At 71.7% G+C, this 20,809-nt stretch carries 18 protein-coding genes; 9 read left to right on the top strand and 9 right to left on the bottom strand.

Annotated elements, in window-relative coordinates; all coding sequences use genetic code 11:
* The first annotated feature begins 242 nt into the window (after nt 1-242).
* On the top strand, nt 243-1,874 hold the full coding sequence (locus BKK81_RS02305) for an ATP-binding domain-containing protein (RefSeq protein WP_071010582.1): 1,632 nt from the start codon (nt 243-245) through the stop codon (nt 1,872-1,874).
* Between the two features lie 402 nt (nt 1,875-2,276).
* Here the strand turns inward: BKK81_RS02305 and BKK81_RS02300 are convergent, their stop codons facing one another.
* The 3 genes from BKK81_RS02300 to BKK81_RS02290 are packed head-to-tail and all read right to left on the bottom strand — an operon-like array spanning nt 2,277 to nt 9,059.
* Nucleotides 2,277-2,690: a hypothetical protein gene (locus BKK81_RS02300; RefSeq protein ID WP_071010581.1), complete on the bottom strand. Its 414-nt coding sequence runs from the start codon at nt 2,688-2,690 to the stop codon at nt 2,277-2,279.
* 37 nt (nt 2,691-2,727) lie between these two features.
* Nucleotides 2,728-6,315 (bottom strand): UvrD-helicase domain-containing protein, encoded by a 3,588-nt coding sequence (locus tag BKK81_RS02295; protein ID WP_197523944.1) that lies wholly within the window; start codon nt 6,313-6,315, stop codon nt 2,728-2,730.
* Nucleotides 6,312-9,059, bottom strand: a complete 2,748-nt coding sequence (locus tag BKK81_RS02290; RefSeq protein ID WP_197523943.1) for a PD-(D/E)XK nuclease family protein — start codon at nt 9,057-9,059, stop codon at nt 6,312-6,314. Before BKK81_RS02290 ends, BKK81_RS02295 begins: the two co-directional genes overlap by 4 nt.
* 311 nt (nt 9,060-9,370) lie before the next feature.
* Between BKK81_RS02290 and BKK81_RS02285 the strand changes: the two genes are divergently transcribed.
* Nucleotides 9,371-10,126: a hypothetical protein gene (locus tag BKK81_RS02285; protein WP_071010580.1), complete on the top strand. Its 756-nt coding sequence runs from the start codon at nt 9,371-9,373 to the stop codon at nt 10,124-10,126.
* A 20-nt stretch (nt 10,127-10,146) separates the two neighbouring features.
* Here the strand turns inward: BKK81_RS02285 and BKK81_RS02280 are convergent, their stop codons facing one another.
* The gene (locus BKK81_RS02280; RefSeq protein ID WP_071010579.1) at nt 10,147-11,217 is read right to left on the bottom strand and encodes a helix-turn-helix transcriptional regulator; all 1,071 of its coding nucleotides are present in this window, start codon (nt 11,215-11,217) and stop codon (nt 10,147-10,149) included.
* A 279-nt stretch (nt 11,218-11,496) separates the two neighbouring features.
* Between BKK81_RS02280 and BKK81_RS02275 the strand changes: the two genes are divergently transcribed.
* The 7 genes from BKK81_RS02275 to BKK81_RS02245 all read left to right on the top strand — a co-directional run bounded on the left by BKK81_RS02275 (nt 11,497) and on the right by BKK81_RS02245 (nt 16,565).
* Complete coding sequence (locus tag BKK81_RS02275; RefSeq protein ID WP_071010578.1) at nt 11,497-12,276, top strand: AraC family transcriptional regulator; 780 nt, start codon at nt 11,497-11,499, stop codon at nt 12,274-12,276.
* A gap of 150 nt (nt 12,277-12,426) precedes the next feature.
* Nucleotides 12,427-13,356 (top strand): alpha/beta hydrolase, encoded by a 930-nt coding sequence (locus BKK81_RS02270; protein WP_071010577.1) that lies wholly within the window; start codon nt 12,427-12,429, stop codon nt 13,354-13,356.
* Nucleotides 13,357-13,523: 167 nt separating this feature from the next.
* Nucleotides 13,524-14,087, top strand: a complete 564-nt coding sequence (locus BKK81_RS02265) for a lecithin retinol acyltransferase family protein (protein ID WP_231908013.1) — start codon at nt 13,524-13,526, stop codon at nt 14,085-14,087.
* A complete protein-coding gene (locus tag BKK81_RS02260) occupies nt 14,084-14,605 on the top strand; it encodes a dethiobiotin synthetase (RefSeq protein WP_083383881.1) in 522 nt (173 codons plus the stop codon). Before BKK81_RS02265 ends, BKK81_RS02260 begins: the two co-directional genes overlap by 4 nt.
* Before the next feature lie 120 nt (nt 14,606-14,725).
* Nucleotides 14,726-15,328: an RNA polymerase sigma factor gene (locus tag BKK81_RS02255; protein ID WP_071010576.1), complete on the top strand. Its 603-nt coding sequence runs from the start codon at nt 14,726-14,728 to the stop codon at nt 15,326-15,328.
* Complete coding sequence (locus BKK81_RS02250) at nt 15,318-16,169, top strand: anti-sigma factor (protein ID WP_231907963.1); 852 nt, start codon at nt 15,318-15,320, stop codon at nt 16,167-16,169. The genes BKK81_RS02255 and BKK81_RS02250 overlap by 11 nt, the downstream gene beginning before the upstream one ends.
* Before the next feature lie 159 nt (nt 16,170-16,328).
* The gene (locus BKK81_RS02245) at nt 16,329-16,565 is read left to right on the top strand and encodes a hypothetical protein (RefSeq protein WP_071010575.1); all 237 of its coding nucleotides are present in this window, start codon (nt 16,329-16,331) and stop codon (nt 16,563-16,565) included.
* A 322-nt stretch (nt 16,566-16,887) separates the two neighbouring features.
* Here the strand turns inward: BKK81_RS02245 and BKK81_RS02240 are convergent, their stop codons facing one another.
* The 5 genes from BKK81_RS02240 to BKK81_RS02220 form a co-directional block, all read right to left on the bottom strand.
* Nucleotides 16,888-18,228 carry a type II toxin-antitoxin system HipA family toxin gene (locus tag BKK81_RS02240; RefSeq protein WP_071010574.1) on the bottom strand — a complete coding sequence of 447 codons (1,341 nt, stop codon included), beginning with the start codon at nt 18,226-18,228 and terminating at the stop codon, nt 16,888-16,890.
* A 5-nt stretch (nt 18,229-18,233) separates the two neighbouring features.
* On the bottom strand, nt 18,234-18,500 hold the full coding sequence (locus BKK81_RS02235) for a helix-turn-helix domain-containing protein (RefSeq protein WP_071015926.1): 267 nt from the start codon (nt 18,498-18,500) through the stop codon (nt 18,234-18,236).
* 189 nt (nt 18,501-18,689) lie between these two features.
* A complete protein-coding gene (gene catC, locus BKK81_RS02230; protein WP_071010573.1) occupies nt 18,690-18,965 on the bottom strand; it encodes a muconolactone Delta-isomerase in 276 nt (91 codons plus the stop codon).
* Between the two features lie 120 nt (nt 18,966-19,085).
* On the bottom strand, nt 19,086-19,424 hold the full coding sequence (locus tag BKK81_RS02225) for a 4-methylmuconolactone methylisomerase (RefSeq protein ID WP_071010572.1): 339 nt from the start codon (nt 19,422-19,424) through the stop codon (nt 19,086-19,088).
* A 93-nt stretch (nt 19,425-19,517) separates the two neighbouring features.
* The gene (locus tag BKK81_RS02220; RefSeq protein WP_071010571.1) at nt 19,518-20,804 is read right to left on the bottom strand and encodes an MFS transporter; all 1,287 of its coding nucleotides are present in this window, start codon (nt 20,802-20,804) and stop codon (nt 19,518-19,520) included.
* Nucleotides 20,805-20,809: the final 5 nt, after the last annotated feature.

Raw genomic sequence — 20,809 nt, 5'->3', positions numbered from 1 at the left:
AGAGCTTTGTCCGCGCAGCCCTATATCGGAAGGCATGCACGCATCCTTAGCCCCCCATGCGAGGGGGACCGCCTGGCCGGATGCATCGACCTCGCCGATTGCATCGCACATGGAGCGGGAGCGCTGCCTGCCACGCCATGCGGTATCCTCCCGCCACATCATCCACATCGGCTAAATCGGCTAAATCGGCTACATCGGCTACATCGGCCACGTCGGCCACCTCACCAAGACGGAGAATCCAGATGGCACGCGTCGTTCCCGACGGCTGGGAGACCATGGAAGCGGACGGTCCGCTGCAGCGAGAGCTCGATACGCTGGCGGTGCTGGCCAAGGGCCTGCCGGACGGCTACACCGTCTACCACGCGGTGCACTGGACCAATGTGGAGCGCGCCCACGCCATCTACGGCGAGATCGATTTCGTGGTGATGAACCGCGCCGGCCACCTGATGCTGATCGAGCAGAAGAGCGGCTACCTGGTCGAGACCGACGAGGGGCTGGCCAAGAACTATGGCGGCAGGCTGAAGTCGGTGCCGGTGCAGATGGGCCGCACCGCGGACGGCCTGCGCGGCAAGCTGGGGCGCGCGCTGCCGGGGCAGCCGATCCGGCTGGAGCACCTGCTGTACTGCCCGGACCACGTGGTGCGCTCGCCGGCCACCGCCGGGCTGTCGCCCGAGCGCATCATCGATGCGCAGCGGCGCGAGGTGTTGTGCCAGTGGATCCAGCAGGTGCTGCCGGTGGGCGAGGACGATGCGCTGGCGGCGCGCGTGGACCGCTTCCTGTGCGACATCATCCAGCTCGAGACCGACGTCAGCGCCCTGGTGGGCCAGGCGCGCGCCATGGTCACGCGCGTCTCGGGCGGGCTGGCGCACTGGGCGCGGCAGCTCGATCTGGAGCCCTTCCGCCTGCGCGTGACCGGCACGGCGGGATCGGGCAAGACACAGCTGGCGCTGGCCGAGTACCGCGCCGCCATCGAGGCCGGCAAGCGCCCGCTCTATGTCTGCTTCAACCGCCCGCTGGCCGACCACTTCGCGCGCATCGCGCCGGCCGGCGGCCATGTCGGCACCTTCCACATGCTGTGCGACCAGTTGCTGCGCGCGGCCGGCATCACGCCGGACTTCCAGCAGCCGGACGCCTTCGGCCGCCTGGTGGCCGCGGCCGCGGAGCGGGAGGTGACGCCGGCCTTCCTGTTCGACAGCGTGATCGTGGACGAAGGCCAGGACTTCGCCCCCGCCTGGCGCGACCTGGTGCTGCGCCACGCCCGCCCAGAAGGGCGCGTGCTGTGGCTGGAAGACCCGCTGCAGAACCTGTACGGCCAGCCGCCGGTGGAGCTGCCTGGCTGGGTGCGGCTGCGCGCCGAGAGCAACTTCCGCAGCCCGCGCCCGGTGGTGAAGCTGCTGCAGGCCATCGTGCCGGCCGAGGTGAAGATCGAGGCGGCCGCGCCGCTCGCGGCCGCCGAAGTGGAGTTCCTGGTCTACCGCGACGACGCCACCCTGCGCGAATGCGTGAAGGACGGCATCCGCCAGTGCTACGCGGCGGGCTTCCGCAAGGGCGATGTGGCGCTGCTCAGCTACCGCGGCCGCGAAAGCTCGCGCCTGCTGGGCTTCAACCAGCTCGGCCCGCATACGCTGCGCACCTTCACCGGCGAATACGACATGCACGGCCGGCCGGTCTACTCCGAAGGCGACGTGCTGGCCGAGACGGTCCACCGCTTCAAGGGCCAGTCGGCGCCGGCCGTGGTGCTGGCCGAGGTCGACTTCGAAACGCTGGACGACCAGGCCGTGCGCCGGCTCTTCGTCGGCGCCACGCGGGCGACGATGAAGCTGGTTCTGGTGTTGTCGGAACGTGCGGCGGGGATCCTGGTGGAGCGGTTGTAGCAAGCACCCTGCCCGCCGTCCCGCGCGATCAGCGTTCGTGTGTCCGGCTCGGACTGTAGGTGCACCCCGAGCCGGTGGCACTGGAACCGCACCAGCGGCACTTGTTGTTGCCACTGCCATGGCGGTGTGTTTTGGTCGGGCTGTAGGTGCAACCCCGTCCATGGCTGCTCGATCCACAGAACTCGCACTTTTTTTCGTCGCCATTGTGTTCGTGACGCTTGTGCGGACTGTAAGTGCAACCACTGCCATAGCTCCGCGAACCGCAGAATCGGCATTGACTCATCGTCTTGTCTCCTCTTGGAAAATCGGCCTTGCCAGGCCCGGAACAACCCACCCGGCGATCGCTGCGATGTCTCGCTGCGATCCCGATGCAGGCAAACGCATCACCCCGTCCGACCTCCCTCAGAACCGCTCCGCCCACGCCTCCCAGAACCCCGGCTCGTCATGATGTGCATTGCGCATCGCCACTTCGAGCGATACCGCCCAGAACTTCATGCCGGGCAGGCGCAGCGTGCCGTCGGGATGCTCGAGGAAGGCGGCCAGCGCCTGGTAGGCCGGGTCGGCGAGATCGAAGGGCACGTCGAGATAGAGCGTGCCGCCATAGCTGCGCATGGCGGTTTCGCTGGCGATCTCGCCGCACTCGCACCAGCCGACGCCGTTGGCGTCCAGCCAGTCGATGACCTGGGCGCGCGTGGGGTTGGCCCGCCAGTTGCCCGGCCGGCGCCAGTCGGCGTCGTCGTCGAAGAAGGAGAGATAGAGGACGTCACGCTGCTTGCGGCGGGCGATGGCGTCGATGTGTTCGATCAGTTGGGGCATGGTGTTCTCCTGCTGGCGCTCTGGCGTGGTGTGCTTGTCATGCGCGGAAGCTCTCCACCTCGATCACCCGTCCCGACGTCACCATCACGATGAGCCCCCGCCGCGCCCCGCTCATGGCCAGGTACTGCCGCACCTGCGCGCGATAGTGCTCGACGGTCTGCGGCGCGGGATCGACGTCGCTCTTCCAGTCGATGACCACCTGCGGGCGGCCGTCGTCGCCGAAGGCGATGGCGTCGGCGATGCCGGCGGTGGCTTCTTCCTGGTCGTCCCAGGCGGTGGCCGCGTACAGCGTGTACTCGGGTACCAGCGCGGACCGCAGCGCGGCGATCTCGGGCAGGGCCAGGGTGCGGGCGACGCTGGCGGCGATCTCCACGGCGGCCGGACCCCGGGCGGGGTCGGCGCACGGCGGCAGGCCCAGCATGCCGATCAGTTCGGCGGCGCGCGCGGCGAGCGTGTCGGGGACGTCGGCGGTTTCGCCGTTCAGCACTTCTTCGAGCAGCTTGTGGATCAGCAGGCCGCGCTCGCGGCCGCCCTGCACCCTGGCCTCTTGCACCTTGGCCTCTTGCCGCTCGTCCTGTGCCATCGCCTGTGCCGTCGCCTGCGCGCAATCGGACGCGGCGGCGGACGGCGCGTCGTCGAGGCTGCTGGCGATGCGCTCCGTGTCGACCGGGCGCAGCAGCGGCGTGCCGGCGCCTTCGTCGCGGCTGGGCGCCACCCAGGTGAGCCGGCGCCGGCCGGCGGCGATGGCTTCGGCCTGCTGCGCGAAGACCTCGGGCGTCTGCGCGCTGGCGGCTTCGGCGGTGCCGAGGCCGCCAGCGCCGGGGTCGGCAGGCAGGTGGGACAGGTCGAGCGCGGGCAGTGCCTGCAGCGGGAACTGCGGCAGCGCGATCCAGGCGTTGCTGCGCGGCGGCGGCACGTCCAGGCGCGGCAGCACCAGCAGTTCGCGCGCGCGGGTGGCGGCCACGTACCAGAGGCGCAGGCGCTCGCGCTGCAGCTCGTCCTGCTCGGCCTGGCGCGCGGCTTCCAGGCCGACCGGGTCGGTGCCGAAGACCGGGCAGAAGAGATGGCCGGTGTGGCGCTCCACCACGGTGCTGTCGGCCGCCTTCACCTGGGTCATGGTGTTGATCGGCACCACCACCGGCCATTCGAGGCCCTTGGCGGCGTGCATGGTGTAGAGCGCCACCGCCTCTTCCTGCGCGTCGGGGCGGCCTTCCGGGGCGCGCGCTTCGTCGCTCCAGGCGGCGGTCATGGCCTGGGCCAGCGCGCGCAGGCCGCGCACCGCGTAGGCGCGGCAGAGATTGAGGTAGAGGTCGACGTTGGCCAGCGCGCGCTCGGCCTGGCCGCGGTGGCGCTGCAGCAGCAGCGGGCGCACGCGCAGCGCCTCGACCGCCTGCGCGATCAGCGCGTGCGGCGTGGTGGCGTTGGCGCGGCGGCGCAGCGCCTGCAGGGTCTCGACGATGTGGCGCGCGAGCGGATGGACGATGGCCTGCGCCTCGAGGTGGAGGGTGAGCGCGGCCAGCTTGCCGGCGGCGATCTCCTCGTCGGTGCGCGGCAGCGCCCACACGATATCGAGCAGCTCTTCCTCGCTCAGGCCGACCAGCGGCCCGCGCAGCAGCGCGCCCAGCGCGAGCGTGTCGCGCGGGTCGGCCAGCACGCGCGTGACGGCGATCAGGTCCTGGATCTCCTGGCGCCGGTACAGGCCCTTGCCGGCCTGCGTGGCGACCGGCACGCCGCGCCGCTCCAGCGCTTCTTCGTAGCGCCACAGTTCGCTGCCGGTGGGGGCCAGCAGGGCGATGTCGCCGGGGCGGCAGGGGCGGGCCTGGCCGCTGCGGCGGTCGATGACGGGCTCGCTGCCGATCAGGCGGGCGCACAGCTCGGCCACGGCTTCGGCCTCGGCGTCGCGCTGTTGCTCGGCGCTGGCGGCGCCGTCCTCGTCGGCGGCCGCCACGTCCAGCGCGGCCACGCAGGGCCGCTCGCCGGCATCGGCATGGAAGGGCTGCAGGGCGGTGAAGCCGGGCTGGCCCTGCGCCTCGGACAGCAGGTCGGCGAAGCGCGCGTTGACCCAGTCGAGGATGGTGGCGCGCGAGCGGAAGTTGGTGGCGATGGCGAGCACGCTGTCGCCGTCCTGGCGCGCGAAGGCCGTGCGCGCCTCCACATAGGTGGCCACGTCGGCGCCGCGGAAGCGGTAGATGGCCTGCTTGGGATCGCCCACCAGGAACAGCGCGCCCGGGCGGATGCGGTAGGCGCGCCAGTCCGCGCCGCCATCGCCGCCATCGCCGCCGTCGCCGCCGTCGCCGCCGTCGCCACCGTCACCGCCGATCTCGCCGCCATCGCCACCGGCGACGGGCTCGCCGCACAGGCGCCAGAAGATCTCGGACTGCAACGGGTCGGTGTCCTGGAACTCGTCGACCAGCACGTGGGTGAAGCGCCCGGCCAGCGCGCGGCGCACCGGCTCGTGGTCGCGCAGCAGGTCGCGCGCGGCGTGGATCAGGTCATCGAAGTCGAGCAGGCCGGCCTGGCGCTTGTAGTCGCGGAACTGGTCGGCGACCGGGCGCAGGGCCTCGACCAGGCCGGCCAGCACCCACGAGGCGGTGTGCTGCTGCAGCGCCAGCCAGGCATCGCGGCAGGCAGCATAGCAGGCGGTGGCACGCTGGGCCATGGCCTCGCCGTCGGCGGCACGCAGGCCGGCGGCGCGCGCGGCGGCGCTCCACTTGCCCTTCTTCTTGTAGGCGGCAAAGCCGCCGCTGGCCGTCAGCAGCACGGCGGCGGGCCGCGTGAGCACCAGCGCGGCCAGTTGCTGGGCGGCGTGCTCGTTGCCGTGTCCTTCCCAGCGCGCGGGAATGGCCTGCGCCATCCCGGCAAACCCCGCGACGATGGCGGCGGTCTCGGCTTCGTCCACCGTTGCGCACTCGGCCAGCAAGGCCTGGAAGTCCTGCACCGCGGCGCGGAAGGCCGCCAGCCGCGGCGCCAGTGCCTCGGGCGCGCGCACGCCGGCCTGGCGATGCTGGCGCAGCAGGTCCAGCACCTTGCCGGCCAGCGCCACGGTGGCCGCCGGCTCGCGCCAGGCCAGCTGGGCGAGCAGGCTGCCGCCATGCGGGTCGGCCGCTCCCGCTGCGCCGGCATCGGCGAGGGCCGCGCGCAGCCAGGCGTCGGCCAGTTCGCGGTAGACCAGGTCGGCCTGGTCGCGGTCCATCAGCGTGGCGCCGGGGTCGATGCCGGCCTCCACCGGATAGGGCCGGATCAGGCGCTGGCAGAAGCCGTGGATGGTGGAGCACGTCATCTCGTCGATGGCGTGGCTGGCGGCCTGCAGGTGTTCGAGCTGGCGGGCATCCGGACCGGCGGGCAGCGCGGCGCGCATCTCGGCCGGCACCTGGCCCGAGGCCAGCGCGGCGACGAACTCGCGCACGCGGATCAGCAATTCGCTGGCCGCCAGCTCGGTGAAGGTCACCGCGGCGATGTGCGCGGGCGCGATGCCCCGCGCCAGCAGCAGCGCGATGCGGCCGGCCATCACGGCAGTCTTGCCGGAGCCCGCGCCGGCTTCCACCAGCAGGGAGCGCTCATGCGCGGCGATGGCGGTGCTGCGGGCGGCTTGGTCGAGGAGGACAGGCGTGGCGGTGATCATCATGCGGCTTCCCAGATGCGGGCGGCGTCGCCCAGGCGTGCGGTGGCGGCGGCGAGCTTGCGCCGCAGGTAGCCGGCCTTGGCATTGGCCGGCAGGGCGAAGCCCAGGTCGTCGTAGTCGCTGCCGCTGTCGATGCCGATCACGGTGGCACCGCCCAGCAGCGCGTCGCGCGCGGCCCGCAGGCTGGCCACCACGGTATCCAGCGTGCCCTGCGGATCGTCCAGCACCAGCTCGACGCCGTCGCGCGGGTAGAGCAGCGCGGCGCTGATCTCGACGCCGTCGCCCAGCAGGGCCCGCACGGCGAAGGCGTACAGGCAGCGCTGCAGTTCCTTGCCGCCGTTGAGCACGAAGGGCTTCTCCTTGCCCTCGCTGCCGGTGTCCGGGACGGCGCCGGTCTTGTAGTCGAGCACCAGCGCGCGGCGGCCGTCGCCGGAGATATCGAGGCGGTCGATATAGCCGCGGATGCGCAGGCCGGTGCCGGGGATCTCGACGCTGGCCTGGTGGTCCCAGGGCACGGCGCTGCCGGTCTTGGGCGCCATGCCGCCGAAGGGGACTTCACCGAAGGCGCGCGCGGCGGGCAGCCGCCCCTGGCTGGCGGCCAGCGCGGTGGTGCTGATGGCGCGCACGTCTTCCAGGGTGCGGCGCCAGATCAGCGCCGGCGGCACGGCCTCGCCGGCCTCCCATTGCCGCGCGGCCTCGGCCGCGGCCGCCTGCACGGCGGCGGCGATGCGCTGCGGGCTGGCGGCAGCCAGCCCCCCTTCCTCCGTTCCCTGCGTTCCCTGCGTTCCCTGTGCCTCCAGCGCCTGCAGGGCCAGGTCCAGTGTCAGGTGGACCAGGTTGCCCAGGCTGGGCGGATCGAGCGTGAGCCGCTCCGTGCCGTCTTCCGGCGCGCGCCAGCCCAGGCCGTACTGCCACAGGTAGCCGAGCGGATTGCGCAGCAAGCGGCTGAGCGAGCTGGCCGACTGCGGGCGCGCCAGCACGGCGGCCAGCGCGGGATGGCCGGCGCGCACCAGGCCGTCGTGCGGCGTGAGCTCGGTGCGCTGCCAGTCGAGCCAGCAGCGCTGCGCGGCCTCGGCCTGCGGCAGCCGCGCGAATTCGTCGGGGCGGGCCAGCAGGCGGTCGCCCTCGCTGCAGGCCTGTGCCGGTGCCGCGTTGCGGCGCAGATAGGTTTCGTCGGGCTGGCCGTGCAGCAGCGGGCTGCGGCCCAGCAGGCGCCCCTCGCCGTCGCGGCGTGCGCGCGACAGCACCACCTCGCCCTCGGTGGTGGCGAGGATGATGCCGAAGTCGCGCCGGTCGGCGGCGGCGACGGGCAGCGGATCGAGCTCGGCCGCCGGCACGATGTGATCGGACAGCAGGCGGTCTTCCGCGCGGCCGCGCGGCCAGTGCGAGGAGTTGAGGCCGAGCAGCCGCACGAAGCGGCGCGGCGCCGACGCCAGCGCGCTGGCGGGCATCCAGGCCGCGCACACGCAGGCCTCCAGGCCGTCGTCCTGCTTGAGCCCGGCCAGCGTGACGTCGAGCGCTGCCGCCGGACCGGCCAGCAGGGCGCGGCGCCAGACGGCGAGCGCGCGCCCGCCGAGCAGCGCCTCGCCGGCCTCGGCCGCACCGTCATGGCCGCGCGACAGCAGCGCCACCACGGCGCGCAGCGTGGCGTCGAGTGCCTTGGCCTCCGGCCACTCGGTGGTGCCGGTGGTGCCGGTGGCGTCGGTGGTGCCGGTGGCGCCGAGGCGGTCCAGCAGCCGCGTCCAGGCGGCGGCGCTGCTGAGCGGCGCGTCGGCCGGCAGCGCCCGCGTCCAGTTCTCGGGCAGTTGGCCCAGCAGGCCCGCGCCACCGGCGCACAGGGTGGCGAGGCGGCGCAGGCGCGCCTGGCTCAGGCCGCGCAGCAGGACGTCGGCCAGCGCGGCGGCGGCCTGGCCGTCGCGGCTGGCGGCAACCGTCACGCCATGCACGAAGTGCAGGTCGAGCCCGCTGTCGGAGCGCAGCGCGAGGAAGTGGTCGTCATAGTCGGCCGGCGTCACCGCGGCGATGGCGATCTCCTCCGGGCGCGCCTGCCCGGATGCCAGCAGCGCGCGCGCCCAGCGCATCGCTTCGATGGCCTCGTGCTGCGCGGTGGCGGCGCTGACCACGCTGCGCGCCGGCGCGCAGGGCGCGCTGCGCTCGACCGCCACCGCGCTGCCGTCGAGCCATGCCGGCACAGGGCGCGGCCCGGCCAGCCAGCGCAGCGGCAGCACGGCGGCCAGCGCCAGCAGCAGCGGGCGCCAGCAGGGCGGCAGGTCGGCCAGGCCGTCGACGTCGACGCGGCCGAGCAGCGCGGGGGCGTGCGCCAGGCGCGCCTGGGCGGCGGCGGCCAGCGCGGGCGGATGGAGCATGCCCGGCGGCAGCTGGGCCAGCACGGCGCGCTCCAGGGCGGCCATGGCCGCCAGCCGCGCGTGGTCGCCGGCGCGCGCCTGCAGGTCGATGCCGGCGCGCCAGGCCTTGCGCAGTGTGTCGGCGGCGGCGCCGACCATGCCGGGCAGGTCCTTGATGGCATCGAGTTCGCCGAGCGGCGTGCCGGGCAGCACGGCCTGGATGGCGGCGCGCAGGGTGTCGTCGTCCAGCGGCGCGATGAAGCCGCCGGCCAGGCGCGCGGCGAGCTGTTCGATATCGACGATCTGCACGCCCTGTGCGCGCGTCCGCGCGGCGCGCAGGCGCTGCCCGCGCAGGGCGAGGCGCCCTTGCGTGACGATGGTGTGCCGTGGTCTGGTGTTCACAAGCTGTCCTCCTGGCCGGCCCCGCGCGATGGCGTGGCCGGCATGTTCCGCGTTGGCTGCGTTGGCTGCGTTGGCTGCGTCTTCTGTACCGGCGGCATGGACCGGCGCTCCGGCAGCGTCACCGGCATGCGCCCGCTGGTGTCCTCGGTAGTGCCCTCGCTAGTGCCCTCGCTAGCGCCCTCGGTAGTGCCTGGCGGTACCTGTCCGCCCTCTCCCGCCTGCCCTGCATTCTGCGCAGATATCTGCGCACGCCTTGCGCAGATGCCGCGCCACACTGGCCTCATCCAATCCGAGGGAGAGCCAATCCGTCTATGTCGCGCATCGATGCCCATCTCACCGTACACAACGTCCAACCGCAAGCCGTCGCGCAGCGCATCCTGCTGCGCCGCTGGGGCTTCTCCGAGGCCGAGGCCGCCGGCCTGCTGCCGGACCTGGACTCGCTCGACGGCCGGCTGCAATGGGGCGTCGAGGAGCGCGCGGCGCGCCGGCCCGATATCGTCATCCACCTGGTGGATGCCACGCGCCTGAGCGGCGTGTTCGGCGGTGCGCGCTGGAATGCGATGGGCCCGGTGGACGCCATGCGCAAGGCGCGCCAGCGCCGCACTGTCGAGATCGCCCTGGTGCTGGGCTCGACCCAGCACCTGCCGCTCGACCGGGTCGGCTGCTGGGTGCTGGCGGGCGAGCGCAGCCTGGCCACGGCGCTGAACATCCTGGCGCGCACGGCGATCGAGCCGATGCTGTCGGCCGAGCCCGGCCTGCCCGTGGGCCTGGAGGAACTGGCCGCCACCAATGCCTTGTGCGTGCTGACGCGGGAACAGGGCACCGACCGCGACGCGCTGGCCAAGCGCACCATGGAGGTGCTGTGGACCGCCTGCGAGCGCGCCTACGCCGCGCCGCGCCGCGTGCTGGTGGCCGCGCAGACGCATGTGGTGGACCTGGTCGAGACCTTCCGCCCGCAGATGCGGGAACGCCTGCGCCTGCATCGGCGCCAGACCGGCTCGCTCGACCTGTCGGCCGAGTTCACCGTGGTCTATCCCTGGCCCGCCACCCCCTTGGCACCGTTCTGAGCGGGGTGGCCGCGCGCGCTTCACGGCTGCGCCGGCAGGTCGTCATAGTAGCGGCAGGCCTGCCGCAGGCCCTGCGCGATTTCCGCGCGCAGCTCGGCCGGGGCCAGCACCTCGACCCGCGCGGCGCGCTCCATCAGCAGGTTGCGCAGTTCCACCGAGGGGATCACGGTCGCGCTCAGGCGGAAGCCGCCGGCCTCTTCCTCGATGCACTGGTCGTCGGACAGACGCTGCTCGCGGAAGCGGTCGCGCAGGCCAACGTCCTCGCGCACGCGCAGCGCGATGCGGATCGGCTCCTGCGGAAAGAAGGAGAAGAACTGGTTGTGGCGCACGTAGGCGTCCAGGTCGAAGGCGGGATCGGGCTCGCCGGGCACATCCGTGCAGGTGGCGTCGACGAAACGGTCCAGGCGCAGCTGGTAGCGGCGGAAGGCGCCGGTGCTGCTGCTGCGCCGGCTCGCCACCACGTAGAGCACCGGGCCGCGTTCGACCAGCGCCAGCGGCACCACCTCGTACGAAGCCGGCGCCGCGGTCTCCAGCCGCGAGTTGCGGTAGGACACCGACAGCACCTTGGTCGCGTACAGGGCGCGGCGGATCTCGTTCAGGATCCCGCTCTCGACGGGCGGCGAGACGAAGGGATAGCCGGCATCGATGCGCACCGTCTTGGTGGCCCAGGCGCGCGCGTCGACCAGGGTGGGATCGACCGGGCTCTCCTGCAGCACCTTCTCGGCGCCGGTGAAGTACTCGGTGAGCAGGCCGGTCACATGGCTGGGCAGGTGATTGGGCGCGTGGCGCTGCAAGGTCAGCAGCGCGATCGCCAGCTCGAGCGGCGGGCGCCGCGCCACACCGTTCGCGGCGCGCGGCTTGCCGGTCTTCCACCACTTGCGGGCACGTGCCTCGCCGGATTTGCCGACATAGCCCTCCAGCTCCAGTTGCTCCAGCGCGCGGCGGATGGTGTCGCGGCTGGGCGGCTGGCGCGGATGCAGCTGCTGGACGCGGTCGATCAGCTCGCCCGAGGCGATCGGCTGCTCGGCCGCGGAGGGCATGCGCGCGAGGATGTCGTTCTCGAGCTCGGGCCAGAGGGAAGAGGTGGCCATGGCAGGTCTTTGGCTAGGCCCTGGTACGGCGGGATGCCGGGCGGAATGCCGTGGGCTCGGCATTTAGTATCGGTGGCCGGGCGTGCGGCTTTAGGGGAATCGGCCCCCTCCTGATCGGGGGGGTGCATCGGACTATCGGCACGGCGACGATGCCGCGGCAGTGTGCGAGCGAGACACGCCCGGCAGGGCACCCTCTACCGCATCCGAGCGCTCCCTGAACGCACGACAGCCCCTGCCAAGCCATGAGACGATAGTCGCGCCCCATCCGCCCCGCCGACCATGCCCCCACCCACCCACCTCCCCGTCCTCCCCACCCCCGACACCCTGCTCCAGCCGGTCGCCCGCGCCTACCCCGACGGCCACGAGATGCCCGAGCACTGGCATGAGGCGCCGCAGCTGATCCATGCGGTGAGCGGCGTGATGGAGCTGCGCTGCGCAGACGGCTTCTGGGTGATCTCGCCGCAGCAGGCCTTGTGGATGCCGGCCGGCGTGCCGCACCGCTTGCGCGCGCGGGGTGCGGTGGCGTTGCGCACGGTGTACGTGGCGCCGGCCTTGTGCGCGGCGCGCATGCCGGCGCAGCCGCGCAGCCTGGTGGTGGCGCCGCTGCTGCGCGAGCTGGTGCTGCAGGCGCGGCCGGTGACGCGGGCGACGCCGGCGGATGGGCGCGAGGCGCATCTGATGCAGTTGCTGCTGGACGAGCTGGCGCTGGCGCCGGCGATCCCGCTGCAGCTTGCCATGCCCAGGGACGGCCGCCTGCAGAAGATCTGCCTGGGCCTGCTGCACGACCCGGGCGACGAGCGTGGCCTGGAGGCGTGGGGGCGGCTGGTGGGGGCGTCGACGCGCACCTTGTCGCGCTTGTTCCAGGCGGAGTTCGGTACCAGCTTCGCCTTGTGGCGGCAGCAGGCGCGGGTGTTCGCCGCCATGCCGCGCCTGCGCGAGGGCGAGGCAGTGGCGCGCGTGGCGGCGGACCTGGGCTATGGCTCGGCGGGGGCGTTCGCCACGGCCTTCCGGCGGCTGACCGGGTACTCGCCGCGCGAGCTGCGGCGCCAGGCTGGCTGATCCGCGCAAGTTCGTGGCGCGCCGGCGGCAGACGGGGCGGGCGCGGCGGCCTATGCTGCGGGGTATCGTTTCGCCGCGTGGGCCGGCCTCTTCGGCACGGGCCCGCCGCGCGGCGGCATCCCTTCGCTACCCACGCAAGCAGGAGCCGACATGGCAGGACCCACCCGTGAATCGCACCGCATCCCGGCCAACGGCATCGAGCTGGATGGCTGGCTTTACCTCCCGGCGCTGCCGGCCGCAGCGACCGCAGCGGCATCGACTACATCCACGGCAGCGGCCCCGCTGATCGTCATGAGCCACGGCTTCGCGGCGGTCAAGGAGCTGTACCTCGACCGCTTCGCCGCGGCCTTCGCCGAGGCGGGCTTCGCGGTGGTGCTGTACGACCACCGCAACTTCGGCCGCAGCGGCGGCGCGCTGCGCGGCGAGATCGATCCGCGCCAGCAGGTGGACGACCTGCGCGACGTCATCAGCTGGGCTATGGCGCTGCCGCAGGTGGATCCGGCGCGCGTGGGCGTGTGGGGCTCCAGCTACAGCGGCGGCCACGCCATCACCGTGGGCGCGCACGACCGCCGCGTGCGCTGCGTGGTGGCGCAGGTGCCGACCATCAGCGGCTACCAGAGCCTGCTGCGCCGCGCCGGGCCGCAGCTGCACGCGGTGCGCGCGGCCTTCGCGCAGGACCGCGCGGCGCGCTACCGCGGCGAGCCGCCGCGCTACCGGCGCGTGATCGACCAGGACGGCGAGGCGGGCATCTACGGCAGCGATGACGCGCAGGCCTTCTACAGCGCGGCCTGGACGCTGGCCGATGGCTGGGACAACCGCGTCACGCTGCGCTCCAGCGAGCTGGCCAGCGAGTACGAGCCGGGCGCGTGGATCGACCGCGTCAGCCCGACCCCGCTGCTGATGGTGGTGGCCGGGCACGACACGGTGACCCCGACCGACCTGGCGCTGGCGGCCTACGAACGGGCGCTGGAGCCGAAGCGGCTGTGCCTGCTGCCGGGCGGGCACTTCGATCCCTACACCACGCATGCCGGGCGCGCCATCGCGGCGGCGCGGGACTGGTTCGTGCAGCACCTGGGCTGAGCGGGGCCGGCGCAGGGCGGCGGAGGGCGGCGCGGCCCCGCCAGCCTGAACCGCCGCGCGAATAAATCCCGTCCTGCCGGCGTCATACAGGTGCCGGCACGGACAGCAACGCCGCCATGGCGATGCCGCCGTCGGTGCCGGCCACCTCCACCCGCGAGGAGCGCACCATGCCCGACACCCACTTCCCCCCGGCCCCCGGCACCCACCTCGTCACGCTGCGCTGCGGCTATTGCCACCACGGCATCTACGTGGGAGACGGCAAGGTCGTGCATTACGCGGGATTCGGCGGCGCGCTGCAGCGCGGACCGGTGGAGGAAGTGGCCCTGGCCGGCTTCACCGCCGGCCAGCCCGTGTGGATCGACGCCGATCCCCGGCCCGGCTACCCGGGCCCGGAGGTGGTGCGGCGTGCGCGTTCCCGGCTCGACGAGAACGACTACCGGCTCCTGAGCAACAACTGCGAGCACTTCTGCACCTGGTGCCTGTCCGGCGAAAGCCGCAGCGAGCAGGTGCGGGACTGGCACTGCCATCCGCGCGCGGCGCTCTGCCGGGCGGTGCGGCTGTTCCAGGCCTATCGCGAGGCCTATCGCGAGGCCTATCGCGGCAAGCGGCCACCGGCAGGCGCCGGCGTGCGGCCGCTGCCCGCCCGCGCCGCCACCAGGCAGCCGGGCCTTCACGCGGCCACGGGGGAGGCCTTCCTCAACCAGACTGAGACCGTCGGAGTGCCATCATGAAGCCCGCTTCCCTGACCCGATCCGCCCATGCGCCGCGCCCCCGCCGCGCGGGACTGTGGCTGGCGCTGTGCGCCCTGCCGCTGCTGTTCGCCTGCGCGGATCCCGCCTGGCGCACGGTGGCGCCCGGCGCCGGCAGCGACGCGCTGCAGGCCAGGCTCGGACCGCCGCGCGAAACCTATCGCCTGCCCGACGGCTCCCAGCGCTGGCTCTACCCCGGGCCGAGCCAGACCAAGTGGTCCGCCAGCCTCGACCCCTCCGGGCACGTGATCCGCGTGCATCCGATGCTGAGCGGCGCGGAGGCCGGCGAAGCCAAGGTCGGCGAGTGGACCATGCAGGACGTGCTGGCCCACTACGGCAAGCCGGTCGACACCAGCCGCTTCCCGCGCATGCAGCGCCAGGTATGGAGCTACCGCTTTGCCGAGGACAACGTGTCGTACGCGACCATGCATTTCTACTTCGATCCGCAGGGCGTGCTGCGGCTCACCCAGGTGGTGCCGGACTACCTGCTTGAGTCGTAGTCCATCGTGCGGGGCGCCGCAAGCGGCGCCCCGCACGCGCCGGTGCCGGCTGTGGCGGCCGCTGCGGGAATAGCGCGCGGCCGCGCCCGGTAAGACAGGTATGAGGGACAGGAGAATGCCGTGGCCCTGACCGACGAGTCCCGCCGCTTCGAGCAGGTGGCGTTACCGCACCTGGATGCCGCCTACAACCTGGCGCGCTGGCTGAGCGGCAGCGCCAGCGAGGCGGACGATATCGTGCAGGAAGCCTGCCTGCGCGCCTTCCGCTTCTTCGACAGCTTCCGCGGCGACAACGCGCGCGCCTGGCTGCTCGCCATCGTGCGCAATACCTGGTTCACCGAATGGCGGCGGCGCAGCGATGCCGCCGACGGCACGCCTTACGACGACACCCTGCACGGCGACACGCGCCTGCCGGGCTGGGTCGACGGCATCGGCAGCGATCCCGAGGTCCTGGTGATGCGCCAGGAGGCGAGCCGCCTGGTGCACCACGCGCTCGAACAACTGCCGGTGGAGTACCGCGAGGTCCTGGTGCTGCGCGAGCTCGAAGACCTCAGCTACAGGGATATCGCCGGCATCGCCGGCATTCCGCTCGGCACCGTGATGTCGCGGCTGTCGCGCGGCCGCCACCTGCTCTGCGCCGCGCTGCGTGCCGCGCAGGCGGAGGGCGCCGCGCTGGCGCGCGCGCCGGCATCCGGCCATCCGATGGGAGCAAATCATGAGCCATGACCCGACCGGCCGCCCGCTGCCTGCGCAGCAGCATGAGCGGCTGAACCAACCACTGCACGGACTGCTGCATGAACTGTTGCGCGACGACTCGCTCTATCATCGCGCGCCGCCGGATTTGCGCGCGCGCGTGATGGCGCGGCTGGCCGGCGATGCCCGCCGGGACGACCTGCCACATCAGGCAGATCAGGCGGATCCGGCGGATCCGGCACGCCAGCCGCGCCGCACACGCTGGCTGCGCTGGCTGCGCTGGCCGCAATGGCAGCCATCACGGCCATTGCAGCAATGGCCGCGCGGGACGCCATGGCTGCGTCCGGCCATCGGCCCCGCGCTGCCCTGGGCAGGCGGCGGCCTGGCCGGGCTTGCCGCCTCCGCGCTGCTGTTCGCCCTGCTCGCGCCGGTGCCGGCGCGGCACGACGAACGGCTCGGCCAGGAGATCGTGGCGAGCCATGTGCGCGCGCTGCTGTCCCAGCATCCGGTCGACGTGGTGTCGACGGACCAGCATACCGTGAAGCCATGGTTCAACGGCCGCCTCGACTATGCGCCGCCCGTGGTCGACCTGGCGACCCGCGGCTTCCCGCTGGCCGGGGGTCGCATGGACTACGTGGCGCATCGCCGTGTCGCGGTGCTGGTCTATCGCGACCAGCGGCACCCGATCGACCTCTATGTCCTGCCCGCCGCCGAGGGCGCCTGCACGCCTGCCAACCGCTCGGCCGACGGCTACGCGATGGTGCGCTGGTGCGCGGCCGGCATGGACTTCTGGGCCATCAGCGACGCCGAGCTGGCGCACGTGCGCGCGTTCGCGCAGGCCTTGCGCGACGCCGTCGGCGATCCGAGGGAATAAGTCCGCCGCCGGCCCGGTCCTACGGATGCATGGCCCACCCGCCGCCGCGCGCTGCGACACCCGCGGCAACCGGCGCGGCCGCCATGCCCCGGCGCGATGCCCGCCACAAGGTCGAGGCAGCGCACCGCGGAAGTCATCACCACTCACCTGGAGCGCATCATGAAAATCCTGATCCCGATCGCCATCGCCGCCCTGGCGGCCATCGCCGCCGATGCCAATGCCGCCGGCCTGCACGACGGCACGCGCGCCGCCGACAACCGCGCCGGCATCACCTATCGCACCGGCGCGCGCGATCCCTACACCGATGGCGCGAAGGCCGGCAAGTTCGATGTCTATGCCGACAGCGCCAGGACCAATGATCCGCGCGACCCGTACACCGACGGGGCGCATGACTGAACTGCCGGCGGTGCATTGATTGCACCCGGAAAAAAAGCCAGCCCTGCGGGGCTGGCTTTGCTTCATGCACATGACGCCCTGTGCGGTGCACGGCTTCGAGCCCCGCATCCTCATGGCCATCGCATCGAAAGGCAGATGCGGCCACAAGACCGGCGAGTCGATGTTGGACGACCCGGCTTGCTCATCGACAGCGGGCACCATGTCTACGAAACGGACATCGGGCCGCTGCTGACGCCGGAGAGGGCCCGCTTTCGACGACGCGCTGGCATAGCGCGCCATTTCGGGGATGGGCGGGAACGGTATCCGGAGACGCGCTCTGGACTCAGGCCGCAAGCTTGTCCGCCGCCGCCTGCAATCCACCAAGGATGGTGTCGGCCAGTGCCGAAGGGAACCCCGCTGGCAACAGGCTGCGCACGCGGGTGACTACCGCAGGCGTGCTTGCTGCGAGACCGTTGACCACGGACTCCGCGTCGCCGCCCTCCGGCGTGACGATGGCGTGGCGGCGCCCCAGTTCCAGCCAGTGCCGCCGCCGGATGTCCCGTACTCGCCAATGTGCGTTGCTGGAACGGACCGCCATCGCCAGGCGGACCTTGTGCGGCGAGAGTTTCCCTGGTCCTTCGCCAAGCAGTGGATAGGCCGACATCACATCGTATAGGGGTGTCAGCTGGTAGGCGCCACCAGGACGCAACGCCAAGCTGAAATTCTTGGCATGTCCGTCGGGGGCGCACAGCATCCAGAACAGAACCTGTGCCTGGAAAAAGCGCAGGCGATCCGCCTCACGATGCATCGAGCCATCGAGCAGACGCATGATGCGGTCGATCCCCGGGCCACCATCGGCTTCGTACTTCCGATATGGCGGCGTGGCGGTGGCCTGGCACATGTCCTCCTGAGGCAGGCGGATGAGCCAGGGCTTGCTTCCCTTCGACCACATGCGATCGAAGCGTTCGACACAGAGCACCTTCTGGTTCTCGAACATGAGCGGCCGGCAAGCGGCCACGGGCATGCCATAGGCCGCGAGGATCTGTGCGCACAGCCATTCATTCTCGACCGATTCGCCCAGGTCCAGTTGCATATTGCCGACCAGTCCCATGGGGAGCTTGAAGATATGACTGGTGGGCGTGGAGCCTCTGGGGCGCAACCATTGACCGTCCGCCCACAGGAAAGCAGTCTTCTCCTGGGCGCCGGCGATCGATATGCGGAACTCACCATCATCGGCCTCGGCTGGCGGCTGCTGCATGACCGCTCCGCGCAATGCCCTCGCCATCTGCGCTTCGTTCAGTGGTTCCCCATCGATCGTGGCGACGCCTGTCGGCGCCATGCCGTCCGGCAGCAATTGCAGTGCGCCCACACAGTCGCGCCCGACTTGTGCCAACAGATCGAAGGCATCGGTCGTTTCCGTGCGGAAACGCCGTGCAATGCGATCGCGTATCTCCCGACTGTCGGGCAGCAGGTTTTCGAAGTAGGCGCGCACGGCGTCACCCCGATGCGCGGCGTTGCCCGGCGTGAACGGCAGCGACAAGGACAGCGGACGCCCTTCGGGCGCCGAAAGCCAGGCCTCCGCATATTGCAGTACGTCCCCGTGTTGCGGCTGGAACTGCCAGTTGCCGACATAGACGCCGTTCATCCAGAGTCCGAGGCTGCGCGTGCGAGAGCGGCGCCCCATCGGCGTCACCACTGAGGAAGATCGGTTGGCGGGGGCGCGGCCTGCGCGGCAGCGTCCGCTTGCCGAAGCACGAGTTCGACACCCAATACCGACAGCAGCGTCAACAGGCGCCCGGCGCTGACGCTTTCCGCGTTGCGCTCCAGCCCCGACAATGTCTGCTGGCGTACGCCCAGACGGGCAGCCAGTTCGGCCTGGGTCAGGCCGGCTTGCTTGCGGAAGCCTCGGAGCATGGCTGGGAGTTGCTCGGGCGTGCGGACCGTGAATTCGCGCATACAGTCTATGGCCTGTATTTTTACTTTACAAAGCATAGGCTGTTTTTTCCTGATACACAATCCGGATTGTAGGCACCAAAGTACGGCCGATGGCAGCGTCGTGCTTCCACCTGCCGATTACCACGCAGGCACCAATGCGTCGGGACAGCTGGCAGGCGCGCCGCCCCGGCGCACCATGCCCGCCCGCGCTCAGATCGCCGACGGATGCCGCGCCAGCGGCGTGACCTGGATGGTCATGTAGGGGAACAGCGGCAGCGACGACAGCAGCGCGTGCAGCTCGTCGTTGCTCTCCACGTCGAAGATGCTGACGTTGGCGTAGCGGCCCACCACGCGCCACAGGTGCGGCCACTTGCCGGCCTGCTGGATCTCGATGGCGCGCGCCTTCTCGGCGGCCTTGATGGCGTCGGCCTGCTCGGCCGGCAGGGTGTCGGGAATCTTCACGTCCATCTGTACGTGGAACAGCATGGTGTCTCCTGGGTGGTTTCGATGGGGTCGATGGGGTCGGCGTTGTCGATGGCTGGCGTCTTCGTCGAGGCAGTCGTCGGGCTCGTGGATATCGGCAAGCCTGGCCGGCGCCCGCCGTGCTCAGGCCGTGTCGTCGCCGCCGACGGTTTCGGTGCGGAACGGCTTGAGCCGGCCGATGAAGGTCTTGCCGTGCTCGAACCATGCCTTGCGGACGTCCGAGGCCAGGTAGGTGGCATAGGCCGCTTCGTTCTCGAACCAGCATTCGCCGATGGCGTCCACGTGGCCGATGTCGAAGAACGGCACGTGCGTGTCGGTGGGCTGCTCGGCGACCAGGCGCACCTCGTAGCGGTGCAGGCCGGGAATGCCGTGCGACATGTCGTAGTGGCGCTGGCATTCGGCGCGGAAGGTGGCGTCGGACATGCCTTCAGGCTTCACCAGCAGGTACAGCATGCGGATCATCGTGTCTCCTCAGGGTGGAATCCGTGGGCCGGCACCTGGCAGCGCTGCGTGGCATCGCATAGCGTCGCCGTACCGGCCGTCTCTTTCAGGTGTTCAAGTATGCGCCCGCGCGGCGTCGGCGAGGGCCACCGCGGCCGGCTCGTCCTCCGCCGCGCCGATCGCTTCGATGGCGATGCCGCGCGTCTCGGGCAGCAGCAGGATGCCGAACACGGCGATGGCGTAGGCGACCAGGCAGAACGCGCCCATGGCATTGGCCAGCCCGATGTGGGTGGACAGCACGCCGACGCCGACCACCGAGCCCGCGCCGACCGACTTGCCGACGTTGTAGGCGAAGCCCATGCAGGTGGTGCGCACATGGGTGGGGAACAGCTCGCTGAGGAAGGGGCCGAGCGCGGCGAACATGCCGATGGCGGAGAAGCCGACCAGGAAGCCGAGCACGGCGGCCAGCACCGGGTTGAGCGGCAGCAGCATGTAGCTGGCGGTGACGATCCAGGCGCACACCGCCAGGCCGATCAGCGTGGGCCGGCGGCCGATGCGGTCGGCCAGGTCGGCGGCGACGGCGAAGCCGCAGAACGAGCCGAAGGCCATGATGAAGACGGTGACGATCATCGACGAGGCAGCCACCTGGCGCTGCGCCAGCAGCGAGGGCAGCCACACCAGGATGGCGTAGCAGCCGGCCTGCAGGCCGATCACCAGCACGCTGGCGAGGATCAGCGAGCGGGCGTACTGGCGGTTGAACACCGAGGCCAGCGAAGCGCGCGGCGCGCGGCTGCGGCGGGCGCGCTCGAACATGGCCGAGTCGCGGATATGGCGGCGGATGAAGAGCACGATCGACGCGGGGATCACGCCGAACCAGAAAGCCATGCGCCACGCCATGTCGTGCGGCAGCCAGGCCAGCAGCGCGGTGGCCACCACCACCGCCAGCGCCCAGCCCACGGCGAAGCCGGATTGCACGTAGCCCATGGCCTTGCCGCGGTGGCGGGGGTCGATCACCTCGGCCATCAGCGCCGCGCCCACCGCCCACTCGCCGCCGAAGCCGAGCCCCTGCAGCGTGCGCGCCACCAGCAGCTGGTTGTAGCTCTGCGCGAAGCCGGCCAGCACACCGAAGAAGGTGAACCAGACGATGGCGAACACCAGGATGCGCGCGCGGCCGTAGCGGTCGGCGAGAATGCCGGCGCCCCAGCCGCCGATGGCGGTGACCACCAGCGCCACGGTGCCGAGCACGCCGACTTCCGCCTTGCCCAGCCCCCAGGCCGCGGTCAGCGCGGGCAGCAGGAAGCTGAACATCTGCATGTCGAAGGAATCGAGTGCCCAGCCGGAATAGCAGGCCCAGAAGGTCTTCTTCTGCTGCGGCGTGCCGGACTTGTACCAATCCATCATTGTCG

The sequence above is a fragment of the Cupriavidus sp. USMAHM13 genome (assembly GCF_001854285.1).
GTDB classification, from domain to species: Bacteria; Pseudomonadota; Gammaproteobacteria; order Burkholderiales; family Burkholderiaceae; genus Cupriavidus; species Cupriavidus malaysiensis.
The sequence above is the reverse complement of the archived record's forward strand: the minus strand, read 5'-3'. Positions and strand labels throughout refer to the sequence as shown.

Excerpts from the sequence above, each read along its gene's own strand:
- BKK81_RS02305 (WP_071010582.1), top strand. The coding sequence starts at position 243 with ATGGCACGCGTCGTTCCCGACGGCTGGGAGACCATGGAAGCGGACGGT.
- BKK81_RS02300 (WP_071010581.1), bottom strand. The coding sequence starts at position 2,690 with ATGCCCCAACTGATCGAACACATCGACGCCATCGCCCGCCGCAAGCAG.
- BKK81_RS02295 (WP_197523944.1), bottom strand. The coding sequence starts at position 6,315 with ATGATGATCACCGCCACGCCTGTCCTCCTCGACCAAGCCGCCCGCAGC.
- BKK81_RS02285 (WP_071010580.1), top strand. The coding sequence starts at position 9,371 with ATGTCGCGCATCGATGCCCATCTCACCGTACACAACGTCCAACCGCAA.
- BKK81_RS02280 (WP_071010579.1), bottom strand. The coding sequence starts at position 11,217 with ATGGCCACCTCTTCCCTCTGGCCCGAGCTCGAGAACGACATCCTCGCG.
- BKK81_RS02275 (WP_071010578.1), top strand. The coding sequence starts at position 11,497 with ATGCCCCCACCCACCCACCTCCCCGTCCTCCCCACCCCCGACACCCTG.
- BKK81_RS02270 (WP_071010577.1), top strand. The coding sequence starts at position 12,427 with ATGGCAGGACCCACCCGTGAATCGCACCGCATCCCGGCCAACGGCATC.
- BKK81_RS02265 (WP_231908013.1), top strand. The coding sequence starts at position 13,524 with ATGCCCGACACCCACTTCCCCCCGGCCCCCGGCACCCACCTCGTCACG.
- BKK81_RS02260 (WP_083383881.1), top strand. The coding sequence starts at position 14,084 with ATGAAGCCCGCTTCCCTGACCCGATCCGCCCATGCGCCGCGCCCCCGC.
- BKK81_RS02250 (WP_231907963.1), top strand. The coding sequence starts at position 15,318 with ATGAGCCATGACCCGACCGGCCGCCCGCTGCCTGCGCAGCAGCATGAG.
- BKK81_RS02245 (WP_071010575.1), top strand. The coding sequence starts at position 16,329 with ATGAAAATCCTGATCCCGATCGCCATCGCCGCCCTGGCGGCCATCGCC.
- BKK81_RS02240 (WP_071010574.1), bottom strand. The coding sequence starts at position 18,228 with ATGGGGCGCCGCTCTCGCACGCGCAGCCTCGGACTCTGGATGAACGGC.
- BKK81_RS02235 (WP_071015926.1), bottom strand. The coding sequence starts at position 18,500 with ATGCGCGAATTCACGGTCCGCACGCCCGAGCAACTCCCAGCCATGCTC.
- catC (WP_071010573.1), bottom strand. The coding sequence starts at position 18,965 with ATGCTGTTCCACGTACAGATGGACGTGAAGATTCCCGACACCCTGCCG.
- BKK81_RS02225 (WP_071010572.1), bottom strand. The coding sequence starts at position 19,424 with ATGATCCGCATGCTGTACCTGCTGGTGAAGCCTGAAGGCATGTCCGAC.
- BKK81_RS02220 (WP_071010571.1), bottom strand. The coding sequence starts at position 20,804 with ATGATGGATTGGTACAAGTCCGGCACGCCGCAGCAGAAGAAGACCTTC.